The following is a 22,451-nucleotide window of genomic DNA, read 5'->3' as shown; positions in this document are numbered from 1 at the left end:
GAGATGAGCATGAAATTAGACTTGGGAAAGATTTTCTTCCTTATTTTATTCCTCACACTTTCCGTCATGGCTGCCACGGCGGGAACCATCAAAGGGACAATCACCGACCGACAAACCAAAGAACCGCTGACGGGAGCCACCGTGCAAGTGAGCGGAACGGCACAAGGCGCCGTCGCCGATTTGGATGGTAACTATACACTGGAGCTGAAAAACGGAACCTATACCCTCACCGTCCGTTACATCGGCTACAAAGACATGACGATAAATGCCGTAGAGATAAAGGGCGAAACCGTGCTGAACTTCGACATGGAGCCGGACACGCAAACCCTGGGCGAAGTGCAGGTCACCGCCAAGAAGAACCTTGAGGGCGAACGCGCCTTGCAGATGGAACGGCAAAAAGCGACCCTCGCCATCGAGAACCTCGGTTCCAAAGAGATGTCCCTCAAAGGCATCGGCAATGTGGAAGAAGGAGTAAAGAAAATAACGGGCATCTCCATCGCCAGCGCCGGACAACTTATCGTCCGCGGACTGGGCGACCGCTACAGCACCACCACGCTGAACGGACTGCCCATCGCCTCGCCCAACCCGGACAACAAGCTGGTGCCGCTCGACCTGTTCCCCTCGTCCACCGTACAGAACATCACCGTCAGCAAGGTGTATGACGCAGCCGCCTTTGCCGACTACAGCGGTGCGCACATCAACATCAGCACCAAAGAAAACATACCGCAAGATTTCTTCCAACTGAGCCTCAACACGGGCGGGAAGTTCAACACCTTAGGCAAAGACCGCTATCAGATGGACCGCAGCGGCTCGCTCCTGAAGACACCCGGAGTGGACGCAGCCGCCCTCGGCATGCCCCTGATGGAGTTTGACAAATACGTGAAGACCCGCAATATCTTCGATACCTCCTTCAGCGCCGGCAAGAAGAGTTCGTTGCCCGAACTGGGCGGGAACCTCGGCTTCGGCAAGAACTTCGGTATAGGCAACCAGACACTCAGCCTGCTCGCCTCCTTCAGCGCCAGCAACGGCTACCAAAACATGGAAGATGCCTTCTACAAGACACTCGAGGCCACCGGCACCGTGCAGGACGACTTCTCCTACGACAGCTTTGCGCAGGAACTGAAGCTCGCCGCCCTCGGCTACCTGGGCTACACCCTGCGCCGGAGCGACCGCATAGGCTACACTTTCTTCTACGCCCGCAACGCCATCGACACCTACCAGCGCCGCGAAGGTACTGATGCCGAAGGACACGAGCTGACCGGCAGCAACAACATCATGCACATATACACCCTGCAAAACCATCAACTGAACGGAATCCATAACTTCGGCGAGAGCGACAGGTGGCAACTGACCTGGGGAGGCTCGTACAGCAAGACCGGTAGCGAAGAACCCGACCGCCGCCAAGTGATGTACGTCAAGGACAACGACGGCAGCCTCAGGCTCTTCAAGCTGAACCGCCAAGAGACCATGCGCTACTTCGGCAGCCTGGACGAAGAAGAGTGGAACGCCAACCTCGCCATGCGCTGGAAGTGGAACGACACCAGCCACCTCAAGCTCGGCTTCAACTACAAGGACAAGAACCGCGACTACAGCGCTACCCGCTTCTACTACAACCTGAACAAGCTGGACCCCGTCATCACCGACATCTACAACACCGACGGCTTCCTCAACCAGCAGAACATTGCCGACGGACAAATCATGGTACAGCGTGTGATGCAGCCCAAAGACAGCTACCGCGCCGGAAACGAAATCTACTCCGCCTACCTGCTGACCGACTTCTATCCCACCGAAGCCCTCCTGGTGAACCTCGGCCTGCGCTACGAAATGAGCAAGCAATGGGTGCGCTACGCCAGCGACGGCGGCGACTGGTACTCCCGTCGGCGCAATTTAGACAAGAACGACCTCTTCCCCGCCCTGAACCTGAAATATGCGGTGAACCCCGCCAACAGCATCCGCTTCTCTGCCTCGCGCACCGTCACCCGTCCCTCGTTCATCGAGATGGCACCCTTCCTCTACCAAGAGTCCTACGGTTCGGCACAAATCCGCGGTAACGAAGAGTTGCAGAACGGCTACAACTACAACTTCGACCTGCGTTACGAACGCTTCGGCAAGGACGGCGACATGCTCTCCGTGACCGGCTACTTCAAATACCTAGACAGCCCTATCGAACGCATCCAAGACCTGCAGGGCGGCGCCACGCTGCACAGCTTCAAGAATGCCGACAACGGCATGGCTGCCGGCGTGGAGCTGGAGATGCGCAAACGGCTCGTCAAAGACCTGCGCCTGGGTACCAACATCAGCTACATGTACACCAACGTGAAGCTGCCCCAAAGCGGTGCCTACACCAACAAGGAACGTTCGCTGCAAGGCGCATCGCCCATACTTGCCAATGCCGACCTCACCTACTCGCCCCGCTTCGGCGAAGACAGGCAGCTCAACCTCGCCCTGCTCTACAACCTGCAAGGCAGCCGCATCCATGCGGTAGGCGTGTCGGGCCTGGGCGATGTCACGCAACAGACGCTGCACACGTTGAACTTCAGCGCCGGATATAGCCTGAACAAGCACTTCAACCTGAAGCTGCAAGTGAACGACCTGCTGAACCGCGATGTCATCTTCAAGCAAGATGTGCCCACCACGGGGCAGGAGATGGAAGTGGAACGCTACCACAAGGGAACGAACTTTGAGGTGGGAATAAGCTACAACCTATAAAGTCCCCCGCCCTCCCCCTGAAGGGGGACGGAGAACACTCTTTGACAAACAAGCTCTAAAAGAATCAATCTGAATGACAGACAGATGAATTGAATATAATAACTAAAACAATTGAATTATGAAAGCAATGAAATGGAAATTCTACTCTCTGGCCTTTGTAGCCGGAATGTCTATCCTCACCGCTTGCAGCAGCGACGACAACAACGACAATGACGGCAACGGCGGCAACGGAAACGGCAATGAAATCGAAAACGGTACGATACTGAAAGGTACCATCACCTCCGACGTGACCCTGGCTGCCGGAAACACCTACAAGCTGAGCGGCGAATACATCGTAGAAGAAGGTGCCACGCTCCACATAGAGGAAGGCGTGAAGATTATCGCCGTCTACGATGACATCGCAGACTACATCCTCGTGAAGCAGGGCGGTAAAATCAACGCCGTAGGCACGCCGGACAAACCCATCGTAATGACCAGCGAAAAAGAAGAGCCGGGCGCATGGGGAGGCATACACATCTGCGGACGCGCCCACACCAATGCCGAAGGCGGCAAGGGAAGTTCTGAAATAGGCGGCGCCGTTTACGGCGGCAACGATGATGCCGACAACTCGGGCACGCTGCAATACATTCGCCTGGAATACACCGGCTTTGCCTTCGATGAAGAGCACGAAGCCAACGGTATCTCTTTCTACGGCGTAGGCAACGGTACCATCGTGGACCACTGCCAAGCCTACAAAGGTTCCGACGACGGCTTTGAGTTCTTCGGCGGCTCGGTAAACGTGAGCAACCTCGTAGCCGTAAGCTGTAGCGACGACTCCTTCGACTGGACCGAAGGCTGGAACGGCAAAGGCACCAACCTCGTGGCTTACCAAGAGGACAAATCCACACTGGGCTACGACTGCGACTGCCTGATGGAGTGCGACAACAACGGCAGCAACAACGCCGCCACTCCCGTTGCCCACCCCGTATTGAAGAACCTCATCCTCGTCGGCAACGGCGGCAGCAAGCAAGGCATCCGTCTGCGTGCCGGCACGGAAGTGGAAATAGACAACGCCAAGGTATGCGGCAAAGGCCAGCCCCTGACCGTGGAAACCGCCCTTACCGAAAACGCCCTGAAGAACGGCACCTCCAAGCTGACCAACATCACCCTCACCTCCGAGCTGAGCAGCAAAGAAGGCATCTACACCCATGCCGACTTCATCGCCGTGACAAGCAACAAGGTGGACGCCAACCTGAGCTACAGCTCTTTCGAGGACATCAGGAAAGAATGCAGCTGGATGAACGGAAGCTGGGTGAAGTAAAAAAAAGAAGCACTCGCAAGGCTATAAAAAAACACACAACTTCTTCAACAGCGTGCCCCTCGAATGCCTTCCGGCTTCAAGGGGTACGCGCTGTTTCAAGAAAGAAACTAAAAGTACCGTTTACTTCTTCTTCAGCTCCTTCTTCAATTCCTGAACCTGAAAGCTGAACAAGTCCAGATGACGGCAAACGCGCTGCATGAAACTGCCTGCCGCCCTGAAGCAGATACGCGAAATGCGCACTTTATCTGCCGTACAGTCCTCTATCCGTTCCACCGGTTCGCTGGTGATGGAGGGAAAAAAGTTTCCAAGTCCCTTGATGTTCACCGTGCGTCCACTGGCCAGATAGTCCGCTATAATATCCGGCAGTTGCACCAGCACGGACTGGGCATCGCCCACCTGCAGGGAGCTGACAAAAGCCAGCCTCTTGGCCAGTTCGTCATTGCTCACCGGTTCCGGCTGAAGCACTTTTGACGCCGCGTAGTAGCGCACCACTTCCTTGTCTCCACTCTTGTCCACCTTCTTGCGGACCACATAATTCATTGACATACCAATCTTTCTTTATAATTAGGTTCGTAAAAAACGAAAGATATTCCCGCCCGACGCGAGGCACACCTACAACTTGCATACACAAAGCCTATACCTTACGGTAAAGACTCCGTGACCGAATACCTTTCACTATATGACTGAATACCTAAAACACCCGGATGTATTGCCCCAAAACATGGGGATGTTTTCACCCAAAACACCCGGATGTAATACCCCAAAACATGGGGATGTTTTGGGAGAAAAGATGGGGATGTTCTGACCTTTCAGTATAGGGTTCAAAGGTAATGACTCCCTATGAGAAATACAATAGATATAGGCCTTTTTGATGGTCGGAATCAAGCTCCTTTTTCTTCGGAAGCAGCAGGCAGTACCCGCTGGAAATCTCTGCCGGACGGAGACTGGAATACCTGCAAATCGAATTCGGGGATGATTGCCAGCACATGGTCGAACACATCCGCCTGCACCCCTTCATAGGGCACCCAATCCTTCAGCGCACAGAAGAAATAAAGTTCTATCGGGATACCGCGGTCGGTAGGCTGGAGTTGGCGCACCATGCAGGTCAGTTCCTGATTTACGTCGGGAAGACTTTTCAAATAAGCCGTCAGATACGCCCGGAACACCCCCAGATTGGTCTGGCGGCGTCCGTTGACGAGGATGGAGTTATCGATGCCGTTTTCCACATTGTACTTTTCAATCACTTCCTCCGTCTGCTCCACATAATCTTTCAGTAGCTGTATCTTGCGATATTTTGCCAGCATCTCCGGGGTGCAGAAACGGACGCTGGTCATGTCGATATTGATACTGCGCTTCACTCGCCGCCCACCGCTCTCGCGCATGCCGCGCCAGTTCTGGAAGGAGTCGCTGACAAGCAGGTAAGGAGGGATGGTGGTAATGGTATTGTCCCAGTTGCGCACTTTTACGGTGTTCAACGTTACCTCTATCACCGTACCGTTGGCACCGTACTTGGGCATCTCAATCCAGTCGCCCACCTTCAGCATGTCGTTGGCCGAAAGCTGCACACCGGAGACAAAGCCCATAATGGAATCCTTGAATACCAGCATCAGGATGGCTGCCGAAGCACCCAATCCGGCAAGCAGCGAAAGCGGGTCGCGGCCTATCAGTTCGCCCACGACCACAATGCCGCCCACCAGCCATAGGATGACTTGCATAGTTTGCAACATCCCCTTTAAAGGGCGGTCACGAAATTGCTCCTTCTCACTGTATACACTGTAAACAGCCTTCAGGAACGAGTTGACGAAACTCAGGAAAGTAATGATGATGTAAATAAGGCAGATACGCCGGATAAAATCCATTGCCGATGAACCGACTTCGACAAATGCCAATGGGACAAACAGATAGATGATGACGGGAGCCACCATGCGGCTGAGGTGCACCATCACTTTGCGGTCGAATACGATGTCGTCCCATGTAGCTTTGGTCTTCTTCACCAGTTGTGCCACTACTTTCAGCAGAATTTTCCGGCATAGGGCATCCGCCAGAAAAGCAACGGCAAGTATCAGTGCAAAGGCTATGAACTGGTCGAACATGTCGGCACGGGAAGGGGATATGCCCCACCCGATTAAAAGGTCGTCTATCTTCTTCAATATCTCCATAATCGTATGTTTATCATAACGGCAATCTTATCTACGCGACTGCTCCTCCCGCTCAAGGAACTCCATGATATCTTCTTTCAACCACTGATAAAGATAAAGGTTCTTGTAGCCGCTGTTTTTTTTCAGCATCACGGATACATTGACCTGACTGTTCTCATACCCCGTCAGTTCGTTGCGGAACTGTTCGTTATGCTCTGCCAGGCGCTTTATCTCCTGCTCGCGTTCACGACGCAGCACCGTACATACCGGGATAAGGATTTTCAGCACTACACAATCCATGATATGGTGTCCTTGGATATAAAGATAGGTATTGTCCGGAGTCAGTCCCAAACGTTCCAACTCCGTGCCCAGCTGCTCCACCCGGTCGATGTAGCGGGGGAAACGGGCTTGCAGTTCGGACAGCTTTGCCGACACCGTCTTTTGCATCTCGTCCAGACTACGGTAAGGATGACGCAGGTTTATCTCCTGCAGGCGCACGCAGGCGTTGAAGTCGTACATCGGGAAAGTGTGTGTGTCGTGCTGGCGGTAGAACCAGACATTCCACAGAAACAGCGGATAGGCAATCTGAGAATAACGCTTCAGAAAAGCGGGGAAGTCCAGGATATGCCGGTCGTTCAGCGTGGCCTGCACACAGACTTCATGCAGACTGTCGGCAAAGCAGTGGAAGTTCTCGATGGCATAGCCATAAGTCTGGAAGATATAGGGATTCTTGTTTATCTTATGCGACACCTTGGTGGCACCTTGCAGCAGGAAGTCGTAGTCGCTGTCTACACACGCTATCAGGCTGCGCCCCAGTTCCGATGTGTTCAACGTATTCATCAGCACCATCTTCTTGCCCTTTGCCAGGGAGGTGGCCGAGGGAAGCATCACTTGAAAATAACGTTCCTCATTCTCGAACTCAGACAGCAGCGTCCGCCAGAAAGCGATGTCGTCATAGCTTTCCACATACGCCACTATGCGCCTGCGTGCTCTCTTGGGGGACAACTTGCGGGCGGCATCCAGATAGGCGGAAGTAAGGTTATGTCTTAGGGAAGTGGGCACTTGGGTAGGAATTAAGGATTAGGGATTAGGGATGAGATTTCGCTGACTTCGGTGACGGCATCCAGCCAGCCTTCCATGATGACTGCGGGCGAATGGGTGGTGAGGATAAGCTGCACATTGGGATTCAGATTGCGTATCATGCCGATAAGCTTCTGCTGCCATTCGATGTGCAGGGAGGCTTCCGGCTCGTCCATGAAGAGTACGCAGTGGTCATCGTCACGCACCAGCACGGTCAGCAGGATGACCAGCATCTGCTTCTCGCCCGAAGACAGTTTGTAGGGCAGCAGGCGTTCACCGTTCTGATAGAAAACGATGTCGTTGCTTTTGCGGTCTATCGTCTTATGGGTATAGCTGAAAAGCTCGTCAATCATATCCTGGAACTTCCGCTTGGGGAGGGAAAGGGAGGGAGCCAGGCTACGCTGCTCTTCATCACCGCTGAGCAGTTCTATCATCTTGTTGCCGATGTTCACCTGATAGTCCAGATAACGGCGCTGGAGCAGATAGAGCTGCCAGTCCAGTTCCGACTTCACGTTGGCATCGGCCATGCGTGCCGTAAAGTCGCCCATGATAAGGGGACGGTCGTAGCTGCGGATTACATCATAGGGGATAAAGGTGGCTGCAGAATTGTCGAAGTAGACGTGTACGCCGTTCTTCTCGTCACTCTTCACTTCACCCGATGTCTGTTCCAGATAGTTGACCGAACGGTTCAGGATAGTGGTTTTCCCCACTCCGTTGATGCCGGAAAGTATATTGACGTCAGGACGCAGGTCCCAGGCAATATCGTACCGATGCCACAATCCGTGTATTTCGATACGCTTGATGTAATTGGCTTGTACTTCCATGGTTTCTTGCTTTAATTAGAAGCAAATATACACGATAATCTCTTATTTCTACGCCCATGAACCAGAAAAATCATATAATGAAAGATTTTCTCTTTTCAGAAAATAGTTGTTCTTTTGCACCCGCAAAGAACAAAAGAGTATGAACAAGAACATTCAAGGGCATCTGTTCGCCCTTACCGCAAATATCTTATGGGGCTTGATGGCACCTATAGGTAAGTCAGCCTTGGTAGAGTTTTCCGCGTTGTCAGTAACCACATTCCGCATGGTAGGCGCAGCCGCCTGCTTCTGGCTCCTCTCCTTATTCTGCAAACGCGAACAGGTGGACCACCGGGACATGCTGAAGATATTCTTCGCCGCACTCTTCGCACTGGTATTCAATCAGGGTGTCTATATCTTCGGACTCTCCATGACTTCGCCCATAGACGCCTCCATCGTTACAACCACGCTGCCTATCGTCACCATGATAGTGGCTGCAATCTATCTGAAAGAACCGGTCACCAACAAGAAAGTGCTGGGCATCTTTGTAGGGGCTATGGGAGCATTTATACTCATCATGAGCAGCCAGACCACCGGTGCCGGCAATGGCAGCCTCATCGGAGACCTTCTCTGCCTGCTCGCCCAAATCAGCTTCTCCATTTATCTGACCGTATTCAAGGGGTTGTCGCAAAAATACTCTCCCATCACCCTGAACAAATGGATGTTTGTCTATGCCTCCATGTGCTACATCCCGTTCTCTTACCACGACGTGGCTGCCATACAGTGGAGCGAAATATCTACAGCCGCCCTGCTGCAAGCGGGATATGTGGTTGTGGGAGGAAGCTTCCTTGCCTATATCTTCATAATGAGTGCGCAGAGGCTGTTGCGCCCCACTGTGGTGAGCATGTACAACTACATGCAGCCCATCGTGGCCTCAACCGTTGCCATCATCTTAGGATTGGGAGTGTTCAATTTGGAAAAGGGAATAGCCATAGCCTTGGTATTCCTGGGAGTGTACATCGTGACACAAAGCAAGTCACGCAAGGATTTCGAGAAAGAAGGGAAAGCCGTATAAAACAGCCGTTCCACCGTCACAGTACTCCGGCACGTACCCGGCTCAGAGACTCGGGAGTCATTAACAGATAAGATGCTATGTGATTGACTGAGGCACGCCGGGCTATCTCCGGATAATCCCTGACGAAGCGCGCATACCGCTCGCGTGAGGTTTCGAAACGCCAAGAGTCTGCTTTATATTGGGAAAGCATTAAAGACCCCTCCAATAAATGGCGAAGCAGACGGGCTATATGCAGATAACGCTCAGAGAGTTCGACCAGTCCTGCATACGAAATGCTCCAGATGACGCCTTCCTCCAAGGATTCCAGCTGAAGGCAATTACGGCGTCCGGTGAAAAGGCTGACGATACACATAGCGCCGTCACCGTCGCAGGCAAAGTTCTCTGTAATGTCCCGGCCTTCTTTGAAATAGAACTGGCGAAGCAGTCCTTTCTCTACAAAAACAATATCCCTGGCTATATCTTTTTCACTAATCAACAGTTCTCCTTTGTGCACCTCACGGCGTACAAACAAACCGGCAATGAGCTCCAGCTCCTCAGAAGGGAGTTCATGAAGGCGGCGGGTAAACCGCCGCGCCACTTCCATGTTGTTTTCCTTAGTCATCGATATAGAGAAAGGGATATGCCCCTATTTCTTCAGTTCTGCAAAATAGGTGTCCAGCAAGTTCTTGGCAGCCACAAAAGAAGTCAAGTTGCCCTGTAGCACTTGTTTTTCCTTGCCAGTCAGCATCGCTTCAATCTGCGGATTGTGGTAGAAGCTGTCGCGCAGCTGTTCGTTAATGGTCTCGTACATCCAGTATTTGCTTTGCTCATTGCGGCGGTATTCAAAATAGCCGTTATCTTTCACAAAGTCAATGTATTTGTAGACCATATCCCACACTTCTTTTACACCAAGATTATAGAAACCGGAATAAGTCAGCACTTGGGGTGTCCAACCGCTCTCCGGAGCCGGGAAGAGGTGCAGCGCATTACGGAACTGCGTTGCTGCCAGTCTGGCCCGCTCCAGATTGTCGCCATCAGCCTTATTAATAACAATGCCATCGGCCATTTCCATGATGCCGCGTTTGATGCCTTGCAACTCATCGCCCGTACCCGCCAGCTGTATCAGCAGGAAGAAGTCTACCATAGAATGTACGGCAGTCTCACTCTGCCCCACCCCTACCGTCTCTACAAATATCTTGTCGAAACCGGCAGCCTCACAAAGCACAATCGTTTCACGCGTCTTGCGTGCCACGCCACCCAGCGAACCGGCAGAGGGACTGGGACGTATAAAGGACTTGGGATGAACGGAGAGCTTCTCCATACGCGTCTTATCACCGAGAATACTGCCTTTGCTGCGTTCACTGCTCGGGTCAATGGCAAGAACGGCCAACTTGCCGCCGTGTTCCTCCAGTACATGCAAGCCAAATACATCAATAGAGGTACTTTTACCGGCACCGGGCACACCACTGATACCCACACGGACGGAGTTGCCCGAATAGGGCAAACACTTCTCTATCACCTCCTGCGCCACAGCCTGGTGCTCCGGTTTCACACTTTCCACCAGTGTTACAGCCTGGCTGAGTACCGTAACATCACCTTTCACTATACCCTCCACATAGTCTGATACGGAAAGCTCGCGTTTCTTCCGCCTGGGACGGTTCTTCAAGTAAGGATTGACCGATGAAGGTTGCTCAATGCCTGCATTGACAACCAAGCCTTTATATGCTTCATTATTTTCGGGATGTTCCATGGCTATTTGTGAGTTATAAGTTATGAGTTATGAAGGACTTTACGACTTCTTATTGTTTTGCTTTAATGTTGATTTCAACTTTCGGCTGCATCGGGTCATTGGTAATCATCAGCAGACGCAGATGACGGCGCTTCTTGCCTATATTCTTCTTCACTACCGTTACCCGCAGGCGGGTGCTTTCACCGGGTTGCAATACACTCTTCTTGAGGTTAACTCCCACTGCCGGGTGGAATACCTGGAGTTTGTTTATCTGTAAAGGAGAACGCCCGGTATTGGTAATGGTAATATCCTGACGTGCTTTTGACTTCTTTGCCAATATCGCACTCATATCAACTTCTTTGGTAGAAAGGCTGATGACAGGAGCATTTGCCTTCTCCACTTCCGTCATTCCGGAGAAATCCGGTAAAAGAATGGCAGAAACGGGAATCTCGTTTTCATCGCCCACCTTGTCACCGGAGAAGCGAGAAAGATAGACCGACGTTTGAGTCAGTCCGAGGCCAGTCAGTCTTTCCGAATTCAATGTAAGTGTAATCACTCCTTTTTCTCCCTTTTGCAGCACGTTAGGTTCTACTTTTGTCTGCAAATAAGGGGGCAGATGCATCAGTACCGGTTCATAAGGACGGTCGGAAAGATTGACCACGCCGATATGAATCACCGGCTGCTCACCATGCTGAATATCGGGGAAGTCGAGGCTGTTCTTGTCAATACGTATCTGACCGATAAGATAGGGATGCGTCTTGGTAAAGTCCTTGATTTCCTGTACTACTTCACCATTGAACTTCAAATAGACCAGATTGGGTTGCGCATTGCTGTAAATAGCCACAGATTTCTGGAAATGTCCCAATGCCTTGGCGTCAAAAGTCACATTTACTGTTCCTTTTGCCCCCGGAGCAATAGGCGTTTTTGTCCACTGGGCCACGGAGCAGGCGCAATCCGGCTCTACTTCTGTAAGCACTAAAGGCTGGTCACCCGTATTGGTGATGGTATATTGCACAGTCACGGGATGCCTCCATTCTATCTGGCCGAAACTGTACATCTCTGTATTCGAGGTAAAACGAGCTTGCGCTACAGCAGTCAATACCACACTTGCAAGCACATATAAAGTTATCAATATCCGCTTCATCTATTTTTCTTAATATCAAGATTTCCTAATTCTGCCACTCTCATTCAATATTAGTCGGACAAAAATAGGTGTTTTTAGCGAGAGTACCTAAAATAGCGGAGCGCAATTTGTACAAATTGCGCTCCGCTCCATACTCTATTGTTACTTTATTACAATTATCCCTCCCGCCGAATGCGAAGCATACTCCGGAGCATACGCACACTGTATCGTGGCCAGCCCCGTTTCGTATGTTCCGCCACGGGCTATGCGATAACTGTGCTCTAAGACATAAACGCCTTTGCCCAAATGGTCGAAGAAGAAATTGGTTGCGGCATCTTCCACTTCTGCATAATAACCGAGGCCATTACTCCAACGATAACCGGAAAGCGAGCCTATAGGTTCAAAGCAGGCACCCCGCTGGTCTTTCAACTGAACAAAATCCATAGTACGGTCCAAGCGGATAGTCAAACGGGCCACTATTTTATCACCGACGGATAATACGGTCCCTTCCGTAACCGGTTGCAAGGACTTGCTACCACCGGCCGATATACGCTCTACATAAAGTTTCTTCTCTACATTCAATTCACCCCCCTGCTGCTTTACATCAGATATGGGTGACAGATACTGGGCATAAACAGCTCCCCAGGCAATGCCTGCATCCCGTTTCTCTACGGTGACGGTTTTAGCTTTCAGCTCCGGACTTCCTTGAGCGAAGGTTTCCTTGACATAACCCAAACCCGGGATTATGGTCTTTGTAGGCGACAATGTTTCCAAAACTTTGTTACCTAACGTGATACGTACGTCTCCCCGACTTTCCAGCAGATTAGTACCTTGACAAAGCAATGCATAAACAGCATCAGCCGTTGCAACCGGAGAATTCCAACTGGTAGTCTGCTTCTGTTTCAGCAGCCAGAGTTTCATTTCCTCCACCAAAGCATCGTTGCCACCTGCCATACGCAGGGCTTCCATTACTTCCACATGGGCAGGGATGGGCAGCATACCCCAGTTATACGGATTTGCTTGGAAAGCAAAGTATGCACCCAGTTCATCCGTCTGTACCAGATGTTCCTTGAGGGAAGCGATGAATTCATTCGCCTCGGCTGTACGCCCTACTGCTTTCAGGATGATGGCAGACTGCGCCTTGCTGCTCATGGTTCCATCTTTAAGATTGGCACCTACTTTTGATAGGAAATAGCGGTAAGCCGCTTGATTGTCTGCCGGCACTTGTTCGCCGCTAAGGGCTATCAGATACAGATATGTCATTGCCGATTCGGAGTTGGCAGTAATTCTGGCGCCATTTTTTTCGGCTTTACGGATATTGCGATACTCTTCCAAAGCCTGCCGATTCAAATAGCCGAAAACTTTCTGCCGCATGGCGGCAACTTCTTCAGGCAGTTCATTTTTCGTCAGCAGAGGAAGACGAACAAGTAATTCTGTAATATAGCCAGTTATATAGCGGCTACCGGACATTCCCTTATACCAGCTCCATCCACCGTCTTCACCCTGCAATTCTTTCAATTTGGTAAAAGCGGAAAGATTGCGGTTATTCAGTTGGTTGATATCAAACAGCGTGGCAATACGTGCCTGCTGTTCGGCTTCAGTAGTAGCTTCCAGTACCCACGGAGACTCGCTGAGCAGGATATTCTTCACATCCTGATTCTTCTCCAACTGGCTGAGGAAGGTTTCTTTCGTGCCACCGGCAGCCTTCCAACTGTCAAATACAGTCTTAATGCGGGGCTGGCTGTTGGCAATGAAGCCTGCCAGACTATTGGCATACCAAGCTGTAGCCCAAGAAATGGCATTATCATTGGCAGGCAGGCTCAATGCCGGCAACGCTTGTACAGCATACCAAGCCGGATTCCCGGTAAATTCTACAGTCAGACGACGGTCTGTCGCTGTACGGCTATTACGGTTGAAAAGGCTGTCTAATGAGAACGTACGGGTCTCCTCGCCACGGATAGGCATAGCAAGCGTTTCCGTAATATACTCCTTATTACTTAATACGGGCAACAGATGCTGCTCGCCATCGCTAAACGTACCTCCATCGGCAACCATACGAATACCAAGCAAATCATAGCGGTCGGACACTTCGAAATGGAAGTTGACAGCAGTATTTCTTCCTGCTTCTACCAAGAATTTCTGACGTTGAGTAGCAATAACTTTCTCCGTCATAGGGTCGAACAGTGTGAATACTGCTGTTCCTTTCACCGCTTTACCCGTCAGATTGGCTATTGTTCCGGCTATCTGCGTTTTATCTCCAACGCGGACAAACCGAGGCATATTCGGAGTCAGCATAAACTCCTTGGCAGTTACAACGGAAGCATCCAACATCCCAGTCAGCATATCCTTAGTATGTGAGTAACCACGGAAATTCCAACGAGTCAAGCTCTGCGACATCGTAAAAGAAAACGCAAGCTCCCCTTGTTCGTTTGTACGAAGTTGAGGATAAAAAAAGGCTGTTTCGGCAAAGTTGGTGCGAAGCCCCTCAATAGGTTGCAAGGCCTCGCCAACCGGTATCGTTTCCGATTCAAAAACAACATCTTCCACCGCGTCTTCCGCTACTTGTGCAGGAACATATTTCACTTCAACAGCATTCCCGGAGTCTTCTTTGGCAGCAAACATCGGCTGGTTGGCACCACGTATTCTAAGATTACCGGTCAAAGAGCTATTCCGGGTAGTCCCATACCCCACAACACTTACTTCTTCCAAAAGCGCATTGTCTTCTACCATCACTATCCGCATCCTCCCATCCATATAAGGAGAACAGAAGTAGTCAAACGACCACACCGGAACCCTCCAAGCCTTCAACGGGAAATAAACGGAGAAGTAATTGCTATTATAACGGCTCGCACCACGGAATGCCCCATACAGATTATCCGGATAGAAAACCCGTAGTATCTGGTTACTCTTATAAATCTTATCCAGTGAAGCGTCGTACATCGTAGCCAACATCTCAGCCGCAGCAGGCATACCTTGAGGCGTCTTTATGACGAGCTTCCACTCTTCTTCCTGTCCGGGACGCAAACGGTCACGGAACACTTCCCATTTCATGTCGAGAGCACGTTCCGGCTCCCGCTTCTTCAGTTCAACCTGATGACTGTACATCTCGCCAGCTTTCACAAAACTGAAAAGAATGGTGATTCCCTTGCCATATGCTTCCTTATAAGGGAATTCCATACGAATAATAGTATCATTCAACTGCAACACACGGCTTTCAATGCGTTTTCTGTCACAAAAGACATCCATCAGCACATATGCATCCCGATAAGAAGTCCCCAAAAGAAAAGCGGCAGGGTACTGTACATCAAATTCCTCATTTTCTTTATAATAAAAGAAATCTGTAAACGCAGCCGGACGCTTGTCACTCTTTGAAAAGAGCATGAAACTGTCACTGCCATATGCCCCGTTATTCTCTTCACGTCCCAAACTATCACGTACAGAAAGTTTCAAGCGATAGTTACCTGAAGGAAGCTTGTTCCAAGCCGAAAAATCCTGGAGCCGATTGGCTGTGAAGGTACCCTCCAATACAACATCATCCAAGGGTTCAGAACCTGCAATATTCCTTGCCCCATTTTGTTCTGCAAATGGATAAAGGCAATAGGAACCTTCAATGTGCTGAGGAATATTCATTACATTATTCACTCCAAAAGTGAAAAGCATACTGTCTTCCTTACAAACATATTGAGGCAAGCGAATATCAAAGGAATAAGCCTTAGGACCTGCCAACAAGTTATACGAAGCGGATTGCGTTTCACCGGCCTCATCCGTCACCACCGCCTCCACATGATAAGTATACACACTCCCATACCCGTCTGTATCTACAGCCGGAGCTTCCAAAGTCAAGGGTATGGAAAAATCCCCGTTGGTATCCAATTGTATGGTGTCAGACAATAATGGTTTATCAGCATTGCTCCAATAACCAGGTCTCGGATTCCGGCGAGTCACCGTATATGCCAATGGCACATCCTGCACCATCATGCCATTGAAGGCCTTGACATTTCCTTTCAACACAACCTTGTCACCCAGCCGATAAGCTTCCGAAACCGGAGTGAAGGCAATCTCGAACGTAGGTCGCTTGTACTCCTCTACCCTAAAAGTGACGGTAGATTGAGGCTCTTTGGTTCGTATGCTGAACATGCCATTCAGGCAAGCTGCCGGAAGTACAAACTCCGTAGCAAAAGAGCCGAAATCATTGGTCCGCCCCTTCCTGGTGGCAAGTTCCTTGCGGTTGGCATCCAACAAGACAAGCTCATAATCAACTCCTTGTAGTACCTGGGCACTATCACTATTCTGCTTGTAAGCTATCCCTTTTACATGAACGGTCTGCCCGGGACGATAAAGCGAACGGTCTGTCAGCAATGCCATCTGCCTCCAATCTGTATCCTTAATACCGTAATAAGGATGATTCATATAAACGTTCTGCGGCATCATGGCTGTGTCTCTGCCTTTACGCGCCACATAACTTCGGATTTCACTCTGCCAGGGTAATACAGCTTTCCCCCCGGCATCAGTCAGTACCTCTGCCATCGCTTTTCTATTCTTCTCATCATAAGAAGAGTAGAAACTCACCTTGGCACCAGCAATCGGCTGTCCACTACGGGCATCCAATGTAGCCACTTCCATACGGTTGTCACCCAAATCCAATGTCAGCACCTTGAAGCGGGTAGATACCAGAAATTTATCATCTGTACGGGCCGTTTCAGTATCAGGTACTATTTGAAGAATATAGACTCCCGTTTCCCGAGGAATCATGAACTTAAATACAGTGTCCGAGGCAAGATAAGGGACATCTTCAGGCAATTTATCCTTGCCTGGCAACGGCTTTAAGCCAAAATGCGTGGAAGAAAACTTCCGGGCATACTTTCTATAAGTATCTTTATTTATACCATGGTCCATCCAAGGTACTTCACTTAAAGTAGTGGTATATAAGTTGAGAGTGAAGCCCTCGACATTACGATAATGCAGCCTCATATTCACCGAATCGCCGGGATAACCGCTTTCATTCATAGTCAGAATGAGTTCAGGCTGTAAAATCTGTTCACGGATATTTTTCAACTCATTGATACGCTTATACGCAGGATAGCGCTTCAAGCCTTCTTCACAGACTTTTAGAGCCTCATCAGCGCGTTTCGGTTCCAAACGGCGCAGGTGGTTGGCTTTATGAATGTAAACCTCGGCACAAACCTCTCGTGAACCGTATTCCTTTATCAATTTATTCAAAACCTCAAGATATTCCCGATTAGCCTTTTCCTGACGCATTCGGAAAGTAGGATAAGGCTGCTGGCTGATACCACCGGTCAACTTCCAGTTCCAATAATCAAGAGAACAGAGCAACATAGCATCTTCCGAACCGGCACGATGGCGATAAGCATTCATCATATCCAGATAAATCCTTTCGATACGGATCTGTACCAAAGAATCCACGCTGAAACCATCCAGCTGCCGATAAGCATCAACAGCACGGCTTACCAATAGATGGTACATATCGTGCCCATAGAACCAGCTACCGTCTTCCAACACCACAAAAGGCACATATTGTTCTGCAGATGTATTGAGCAAGCGGATGGAATCCTGCAAGGATGCACGGTTACACCTATCTATTTTATCCACAAACTGGCTGATACTCCACTCACGGATATCTTCTGGAACCTCGTCAACAGTCAGTAAAGTACGTGACAGCAAGACACGGCGATTCTTCCGCATCAAGTCAGCATATTCATATGCCAACAAAGAATGTAGAATAGCCTTGTTCACCAGATTCCTCTCCGATTGTGCCCAAGATTCCATATATTTCAGACTGGAGTAAAGGCTGTCCGGAGTCAGCCCCTCTTGATAAGTCTCCCTACAAATGTAGGCTTTCAACATTTGCGGAGCATTCTGCTCTTGCCGACCTTTCCGATAGATTTCATCAGCCAGTTTTATCACTGTTTGAGGCAGGCTTTTCTTTTGAGCCTGCTCCACCTGCTTCCACAACTTATCGTACGTCTGCGCATACAATGCCGAAGCCCCAAATGTAACCAGCAGCAACAATATGCTACAAATTCTTTGAATTACTCTCATAATTATTCGTTTGTTAGTCTTTGTATTAATAACAAAGGAAGTGAATAAAGTTCAAACAAATGTACTTTTGGACATAAAAAATCTTATTCTACTCCTACAAAAAAACAATGGATATGTTTGCAAACATATCCCTTGTGCTATACTTAAATGTTAGTGTACTCACATTTGGAGGCTATAATATCTCATTGCCTCCATCCAATTCTTACCAGCTGCGGTAAAAATGTGCTTAAATGAATTTGCAATCTTCTTTTTCATAATCTTAAAAAATTAAACTAATACCTGAAAACTAAAATTCAATACTTCACGAAAGGGGGGGGGGAATGCTTAAAGCATTACGTAACCCCAAATGTTCTTATCGGCTTCGCCGACATGCTTAAAAAAACTCTTTAACATTTTCATTTTGTTATCCTCCTAAAATCAATCTTGTTATCCTTAAAAAATCTACTAGTTTTCTATTGTTTTCATGTTTTACAACACAAAAATAGAGCCTTTGTTCAAGATAACAAGCAAAAAACGGATAGAAAACATGTTTTATAACACATTTCTTGACTTAGGTCAATTTTTAGGGAGAAAGTGCAAGGATATTGACATACCATTGTAATAAGTCTGGGACATTCTGGCAGAAAGAGGACAAACTGTCACAGACAAAAAAGGCAGGATACTTAATAAAGCACCCTACCCCTATTCATTACATAAAGTATTCTCTACTTTTCAGGAGTCTGCTCCAATGTAGCCACCAAGAAATCATAGAACTTGGAAACAGTAGGAATTAACGCACGCTCGTCCGGTGAATGCGGAGAACGCAAAGTGGGACCGAAAGAAATCATATCGAGTCCTGGACAATTGGCACCAATAATACCGCATTCCAGACCTGCGTGAATAACCTTCACGGCAGGTTCCACACCAAACTGCTGCTTATAGGACAGCTTCATGGCATGCAGTATAGGAGAATCCACATTAGGCTGCCATCCAGAATAGCCACCACTCAATTCCACCTTCATACCTGCCATAGCGAAACAAGCTGTCAGGCTGTCTGCCAGGAAATCCTTCATCGTATCGCAAGAACTACGCGCCAAAATACGAACTTCGGCCTTACCGTCTGCAATGATTACGATAGCCAAATTGGAGGAAGTTTCTACAGTATCGGGAACAGTAGGAATCATACGCATCACACCATTCTGGCAAGTCATCAACACGTTAATCATATTATCCTGGATTTCTGAAGGAACAACGGCAGTGGGTAGAGTTACCTCTTCTATACTCAGGGTAATACCACTTTCAATCGGAGCATATTCGTCATTCAGTTGTGCCTCGTATTCCTTCATATAATCTTCCAAACCGTCCATATCCTCAGGATTGAACACCAATACCGCATGTGCTTCGCGAGGGATAGCATTACGCATATTACCACCTTCAAAACTTGCCAGCTGGGAGTCAAACTCAATCAGCAAATCATGTACGATACGTGCCAGCAATTTATTGGCATTACCGCGCCCTTCATTGATTTCCAAACCAGAGTGACCACCACGCAAACCTTTCAACGTAATCTTACGAGCTACGAAATCGGCCATAGGCGTCTCCTCCTTATATTCCAAAGTGGCAGTAATATCAAGACCACCGGCACAACCAATATAGAGTTCGCCTTCGTCCTCAGAGTCAAGGTTCAGCAGAATTTCCCCTTGCATAGTCCCGGGTTTCAAGCCGAATGCACCATACATTCCCGTTTCTTCATCCTTGGTAATCAGGGCTTCCAATGGACCATGCTTCAAGTTATTATCTTCGAGCACCGCCATAATGGCAGCCACTCCCAAACCATTATCTGCTCCCAGCGTAGTTCCTTTGGCTTTCACCCAATCACCGTCAACATAGGTTTCAATGGGATCTGTTGTAAAATCGTGAATAGTATCGTTGTTCTTCTGAGGCACCATGTCCATATGCGCCTGAAGGATGATGCCTTTGCGGTTTTCCATACCCGGAGTGGCAGGCTTACGAATAATAACATTGCCGACCTCGTCGACAAATGATTCCAACCCCAAGCCTTTTCCAAAATCAATAAGGAATTTTGTAATCTTCTCCATATGTCCTGACGGACGGGGAATCTGGGTCAGTGAATAAAAGTGCTTCCATACATTCTGTGGAGCTAACTGTAAGATTGTACTCATAATTCTAAAAAGTTAGTTTTCGCAAATATAACGGTTTATTCTCGGAAAGTACAATAAACCGGGATTTTTCTAAAGTACTAAATCATCAGCTATCTTAAACATGGCTTTTACATCTTCACATATTGCGATAGAACATCTGCACCTAATATAGCTACCATATTTAGGAATTTCTCCCACTTCTATATCCAAGCAACAATATCGTTTAAAGAAACCAATCTTCCAACAACCTTTAGGCTTCAGTACTTATAAGGAAGTACTGAAGTACTTGCAAAGAAGTATTACAGTACTTTTAAAGGAGTACTCTCTATAAGTACTGTCTCTGTCCTCTAACACAAGAAGTGACAATATAGGAACCCACCACAAGAAACGTCTATTTCTTTGCCCTATTCGCCAATGCCAGGTGCAACGACCCGTAGATGCCTAACACTATCACCAGCAACGTCTGTATGCCATGCACTATCAGAGCAAATATACCCGCATCCGTAGCATTTACCCCATAAAGCATCATCATAGTGATGACAGCAAAGTGCCAGGGTCCTGCCCCGTTGGGCGTGGGAACAATGACTGCAAACGTTCCGCCGACAAACATCACCAGCCCGGCAAGGAAACTAAGGTGCTCCGTAAACTGGAAGCAATAGAAAGTTATATAGAAATGATAGAAATAGCATAGCCAAATAAGTAAAGTGTAAAGAACAAACAAAGGCACATTCTTCACATTCTTAAGCGACATCACACCTTCCCATATATTCAAGACTACTCCCTTTACCTTTTCAAAAAAAGAAAGCATACGCAACAGAAAATAGAGAAGTACCAAAACACCAATAATAGAAAAAAAAGCCACATAAAACCAAGGGGAAGTCACAAGATGCACCAGCGAAGGAATCTTGGTGCCCGTCTCCTCGAAAAAACGGGAAAAAACGGGCATCTGCACCAAAAAAGTAATCCCCGTAATCAGCAGAATGCAAAGCGTATCTACCAACCGCTCTGTCACCACCGTCCCCAAGGACTTCGCAAAGGAAACATTATCATATTTGGCAAGTACTCCACAACGTGAAACCTCTCCCACACGGGGCAGTACCAGATTGGTGGCATAAGATACGAAAATGGCATCGACGCAATCGCTTGTTTTGGGATGAGCATCCAGTGGCTCCAAAGTCTGCTTCCAACGCCAGCCTCGTAACACATGGCTCATCACACCGAAGAACAAGGACAACAACATCCACCACCAGTTCGTCTGATGAAGGAGAACTTCTTCTGCCTTTGAAAAGTCAAAATCACGATATACCCAATAGAGGATAAAACCACCTAATAAAATGGGTAAGATGATTTTCAATGTCTTTTTTAGCAGCTTATTCATACGATATTCCCAAATTCTTCATTCTTCATTCTTCATTCTTCATTGAAAAGAACTACCTTTGCTCCGTATAAAGACAGGTTGTTGTTCACACGACAGCCTACGTTTACGGAGCAAAAGTAATGATTTAGTTGATACATGAGAGTAGTTAAACCTAAAAAGTTTCTCGGGCAACACTTCCTGAAAGACCTGAAAGTGGCACAAGACATTGCCGACACGGTAGATGTCTGTCCCGAAATTCCCATCCTCGAAGTTGGTCCGGGAATGGGAGTACTGACCCAGTTTCTTCTGCCCAAAGAGCGCAACGTCAAAGTAGTAGAACTGGACTACGAGTCAGTGGCCTACCTACGGGAAGCCTATCCGCAACTGGAAGACAACATCATTGAGGACGACTTCCTCAAAATGAACCTGCAACGGTTGTTTGGCGGACAAGCTTTTGTATTGACGGGAAACTATCCTTATAATATCTCCAGCCAGATATTCTTCAAAATGCTGGAATATAAGGACCTGATTCCCTGCTGTACGGGTATGATACAAAAGGAAGTAGCCGAGCGCATAGCAGCCGGACCGGGCAGCAAGACATACGGAATCCTAAGCGTACTGATACAAGCATGGTACAAAGTGGAGTACTTGTTTACGGTACACGAACATGTCTTCAACCCGCCCCCAAAAGTTAAAAGTGCCGTCATCTGCATGATGCGCAATGAAACGCACGATTTAGGCTGCGACGAGAAATTGTTCAAGCAAGTAGTGAAAACCACGTTCAACCAACGACGCAAGACTCTACGGAACTCCATAAAACCGATACTCGGCAAAGACTGTCCACTGACGGAGGACGTATTATTTAATAAACGCCCGGAACAACTGTCCGTACAGGAATTTATTCAGCTGACCAACCAAGTGGAACAGGCATTGAGAACGATTAATGATTAATGGTTAGTG

The 22,451-nt window shown here is 48.6% G+C and carries 14 protein-coding genes; 4 read left to right on the top strand and 10 right to left on the bottom strand.

From position 1 onward, the window contains the following. Positions 1–3: 3 nt before the first annotated feature. Positions 4–2,709: a TonB-dependent receptor gene (locus tag ACESTD_RS04060; protein ID WP_120151702.1), complete on the top strand. Its 2,706-nt coding sequence runs from the start codon at positions 4–6 to the stop codon at positions 2,707–2,709. A 118-nt stretch (positions 2,710–2,827) separates the two neighbouring features. Beyond that, positions 2,828–4,009 carry a hypothetical protein gene (locus ACESTD_RS04055; protein WP_005835206.1) on the top strand — a complete coding sequence of 394 codons (1,182 nt, stop codon included), beginning with the start codon at positions 2,828–2,830 and terminating at the stop codon, positions 4,007–4,009. A 120-nt stretch (positions 4,010–4,129) separates the two neighbouring features. Here the strand turns inward: ACESTD_RS04055 and ACESTD_RS04050 are convergent, their stop codons facing one another. From ACESTD_RS04050 to ACESTD_RS04035, 4 genes are all read right to left on the bottom strand, one after another. Further along, positions 4,130–4,555 (bottom strand): hypothetical protein, encoded by a 426-nt coding sequence (locus tag ACESTD_RS04050; protein WP_005835201.1) that lies wholly within the window; start codon positions 4,553–4,555, stop codon positions 4,130–4,132. Between the two features lie 335 nt (positions 4,556–4,890). After that, positions 4,891–6,168 (bottom strand): mechanosensitive ion channel family protein, encoded by a 1,278-nt coding sequence (locus tag ACESTD_RS04045; protein WP_057253156.1) that lies wholly within the window; start codon positions 6,166–6,168, stop codon positions 4,891–4,893. Positions 6,169–6,195: 27 nt separating this feature from the next. Then, complete coding sequence (locus ACESTD_RS04040) at positions 6,196–7,209, bottom strand: DUF4435 domain-containing protein (protein ID WP_057088574.1); 1,014 nt, start codon at positions 7,207–7,209, stop codon at positions 6,196–6,198. An 11-nt stretch (positions 7,210–7,220) separates the two neighbouring features. After that, entirely contained in the window at positions 7,221–8,051 is an 831-nt protein-coding gene (locus tag ACESTD_RS04035; protein WP_009037164.1) for an AAA family ATPase, read from the bottom strand. A 139-nt stretch (positions 8,052–8,190) separates the two neighbouring features. Here ACESTD_RS04035 and ACESTD_RS04030 point away from each other — a divergent pair, with 139 nt between their 5' ends. Further along, positions 8,191–9,102: a DMT family transporter gene (locus ACESTD_RS04030; protein WP_009037165.1), complete on the top strand. Its 912-nt coding sequence runs from the start codon at positions 8,191–8,193 to the stop codon at positions 9,100–9,102. A 16-nt stretch (positions 9,103–9,118) separates the two neighbouring features. Here ACESTD_RS04030 and ACESTD_RS04025 read toward each other — a convergent pair whose 3' ends face one another. The 6 genes from ACESTD_RS04025 to ACESTD_RS04000 all read right to left on the bottom strand — a co-directional run bounded on the left by ACESTD_RS04025 (position 9,119) and on the right by ACESTD_RS04000 (position 21,512). Further along, positions 9,119–9,703, bottom strand: a complete 585-nt coding sequence (locus ACESTD_RS04025; protein ID WP_005824006.1) for a Crp/Fnr family transcriptional regulator — start codon at positions 9,701–9,703, stop codon at positions 9,119–9,121. Positions 9,704–9,727: 24 nt separating this feature from the next. Next, positions 9,728–10,831, bottom strand: a complete 1,104-nt coding sequence (meaB, locus tag ACESTD_RS04020) for a methylmalonyl Co-A mutase-associated GTPase MeaB (RefSeq protein WP_005824008.1) — start codon at positions 10,829–10,831, stop codon at positions 9,728–9,730. 49 nt (positions 10,832–10,880) lie between these two features. Beyond that, positions 10,881–11,954 carry a DUF1573 domain-containing protein gene (locus ACESTD_RS04015; RefSeq protein WP_373158675.1) on the bottom strand — a complete coding sequence of 358 codons (1,074 nt, stop codon included), beginning with the start codon at positions 11,952–11,954 and terminating at the stop codon, positions 10,881–10,883. Between the two features lie 141 nt (positions 11,955–12,095). Continuing rightward, complete coding sequence (locus tag ACESTD_RS04010) at positions 12,096–17,993, bottom strand: alpha-2-macroglobulin family protein (RefSeq protein ID WP_373158676.1); 5,898 nt, start codon at positions 17,991–17,993, stop codon at positions 12,096–12,098. A 704-nt stretch (positions 17,994–18,697) separates the two neighbouring features. Then, complete coding sequence (locus ACESTD_RS04005) at positions 18,698–20,155, bottom strand: aminoacyl-histidine dipeptidase (protein ID WP_061411429.1); 1,458 nt, start codon at positions 20,153–20,155, stop codon at positions 18,698–18,700. Positions 20,156–20,525: 370 nt separating this feature from the next. Next, on the bottom strand, positions 20,526–21,512 hold the full coding sequence (locus tag ACESTD_RS04000) for a lysylphosphatidylglycerol synthase transmembrane domain-containing protein (RefSeq protein WP_373158677.1): 987 nt from the start codon (positions 21,510–21,512) through the stop codon (positions 20,526–20,528). 135 nt (positions 21,513–21,647) lie between these two features. On the opposite strand from ACESTD_RS04000, the gene rsmA reads away from it, so the two are divergent. Next, on the top strand, positions 21,648–22,442 hold the full coding sequence (gene rsmA, locus ACESTD_RS03995; RefSeq protein ID WP_087332915.1) for a 16S rRNA (adenine(1518)-N(6)/adenine(1519)-N(6))-dimethyltransferase RsmA: 795 nt from the start codon (positions 21,648–21,650) through the stop codon (positions 22,440–22,442). Positions 22,443–22,451: the final 9 nt, after the last annotated feature.

This window comes from Bacteroides sp. AR20 (assembly GCF_964250605.1).
GTDB lineage: Bacteria > Bacteroidota > Bacteroidia > Bacteroidales > Bacteroidaceae > Bacteroides > Bacteroides uniformis.
The sequence above is the reverse complement of the archived record's forward strand: the minus strand, read 5'-3'. Positions and strand labels throughout refer to the sequence as shown.

Coding starts and splice junctions, on each gene's coding strand:
- ACESTD_RS04060 (WP_120151702.1), top strand. CDS start 4: ATGAGCATGAAATTAGACTTGGGAAAGATTTTCTTCCTTATTTTATTC.
- ACESTD_RS04055 (WP_005835206.1), top strand. CDS start 2,828: ATGAAAGCAATGAAATGGAAATTCTACTCTCTGGCCTTTGTAGCCGGA.
- ACESTD_RS04050 (WP_005835201.1), bottom strand. CDS start 4,555: ATGTCAATGAATTATGTGGTCCGCAAGAAGGTGGACAAGAGTGGAGAC.
- ACESTD_RS04045 (WP_057253156.1), bottom strand. CDS start 6,168: ATGGAGATATTGAAGAAGATAGACGACCTTTTAATCGGGTGGGGCATA.
- ACESTD_RS04035 (WP_009037164.1), bottom strand. CDS start 8,051: ATGGAAGTACAAGCCAATTACATCAAGCGTATCGAAATACACGGATTG.
- ACESTD_RS04030 (WP_009037165.1), top strand. CDS start 8,191: ATGAACAAGAACATTCAAGGGCATCTGTTCGCCCTTACCGCAAATATC.
- ACESTD_RS04025 (WP_005824006.1), bottom strand. CDS start 9,703: ATGACTAAGGAAAACAACATGGAAGTGGCGCGGCGGTTTACCCGCCGC.
- meaB (WP_005824008.1), bottom strand. CDS start 10,831: ATGGAACATCCCGAAAATAATGAAGCATATAAAGGCTTGGTTGTCAAT.
- ACESTD_RS04015 (WP_373158675.1), bottom strand. CDS start 11,954: ATGAAGCGGATATTGATAACTTTATATGTGCTTGCAAGTGTGGTATTG.
- ACESTD_RS04010 (WP_373158676.1), bottom strand. CDS start 17,993: ATGAGAGTAATTCAAAGAATTTGTAGCATATTGTTGCTGCTGGTTACA.
- ACESTD_RS04005 (WP_061411429.1), bottom strand. CDS start 20,155: ATGAGTACAATCTTACAGTTAGCTCCACAGAATGTATGGAAGCACTTT.
- ACESTD_RS04000 (WP_373158677.1), bottom strand. CDS start 21,512: ATGAATAAGCTGCTAAAAAAGACATTGAAAATCATCTTACCCATTTTA.
- rsmA (WP_087332915.1), top strand. CDS start 21,648: ATGAGAGTAGTTAAACCTAAAAAGTTTCTCGGGCAACACTTCCTGAAA.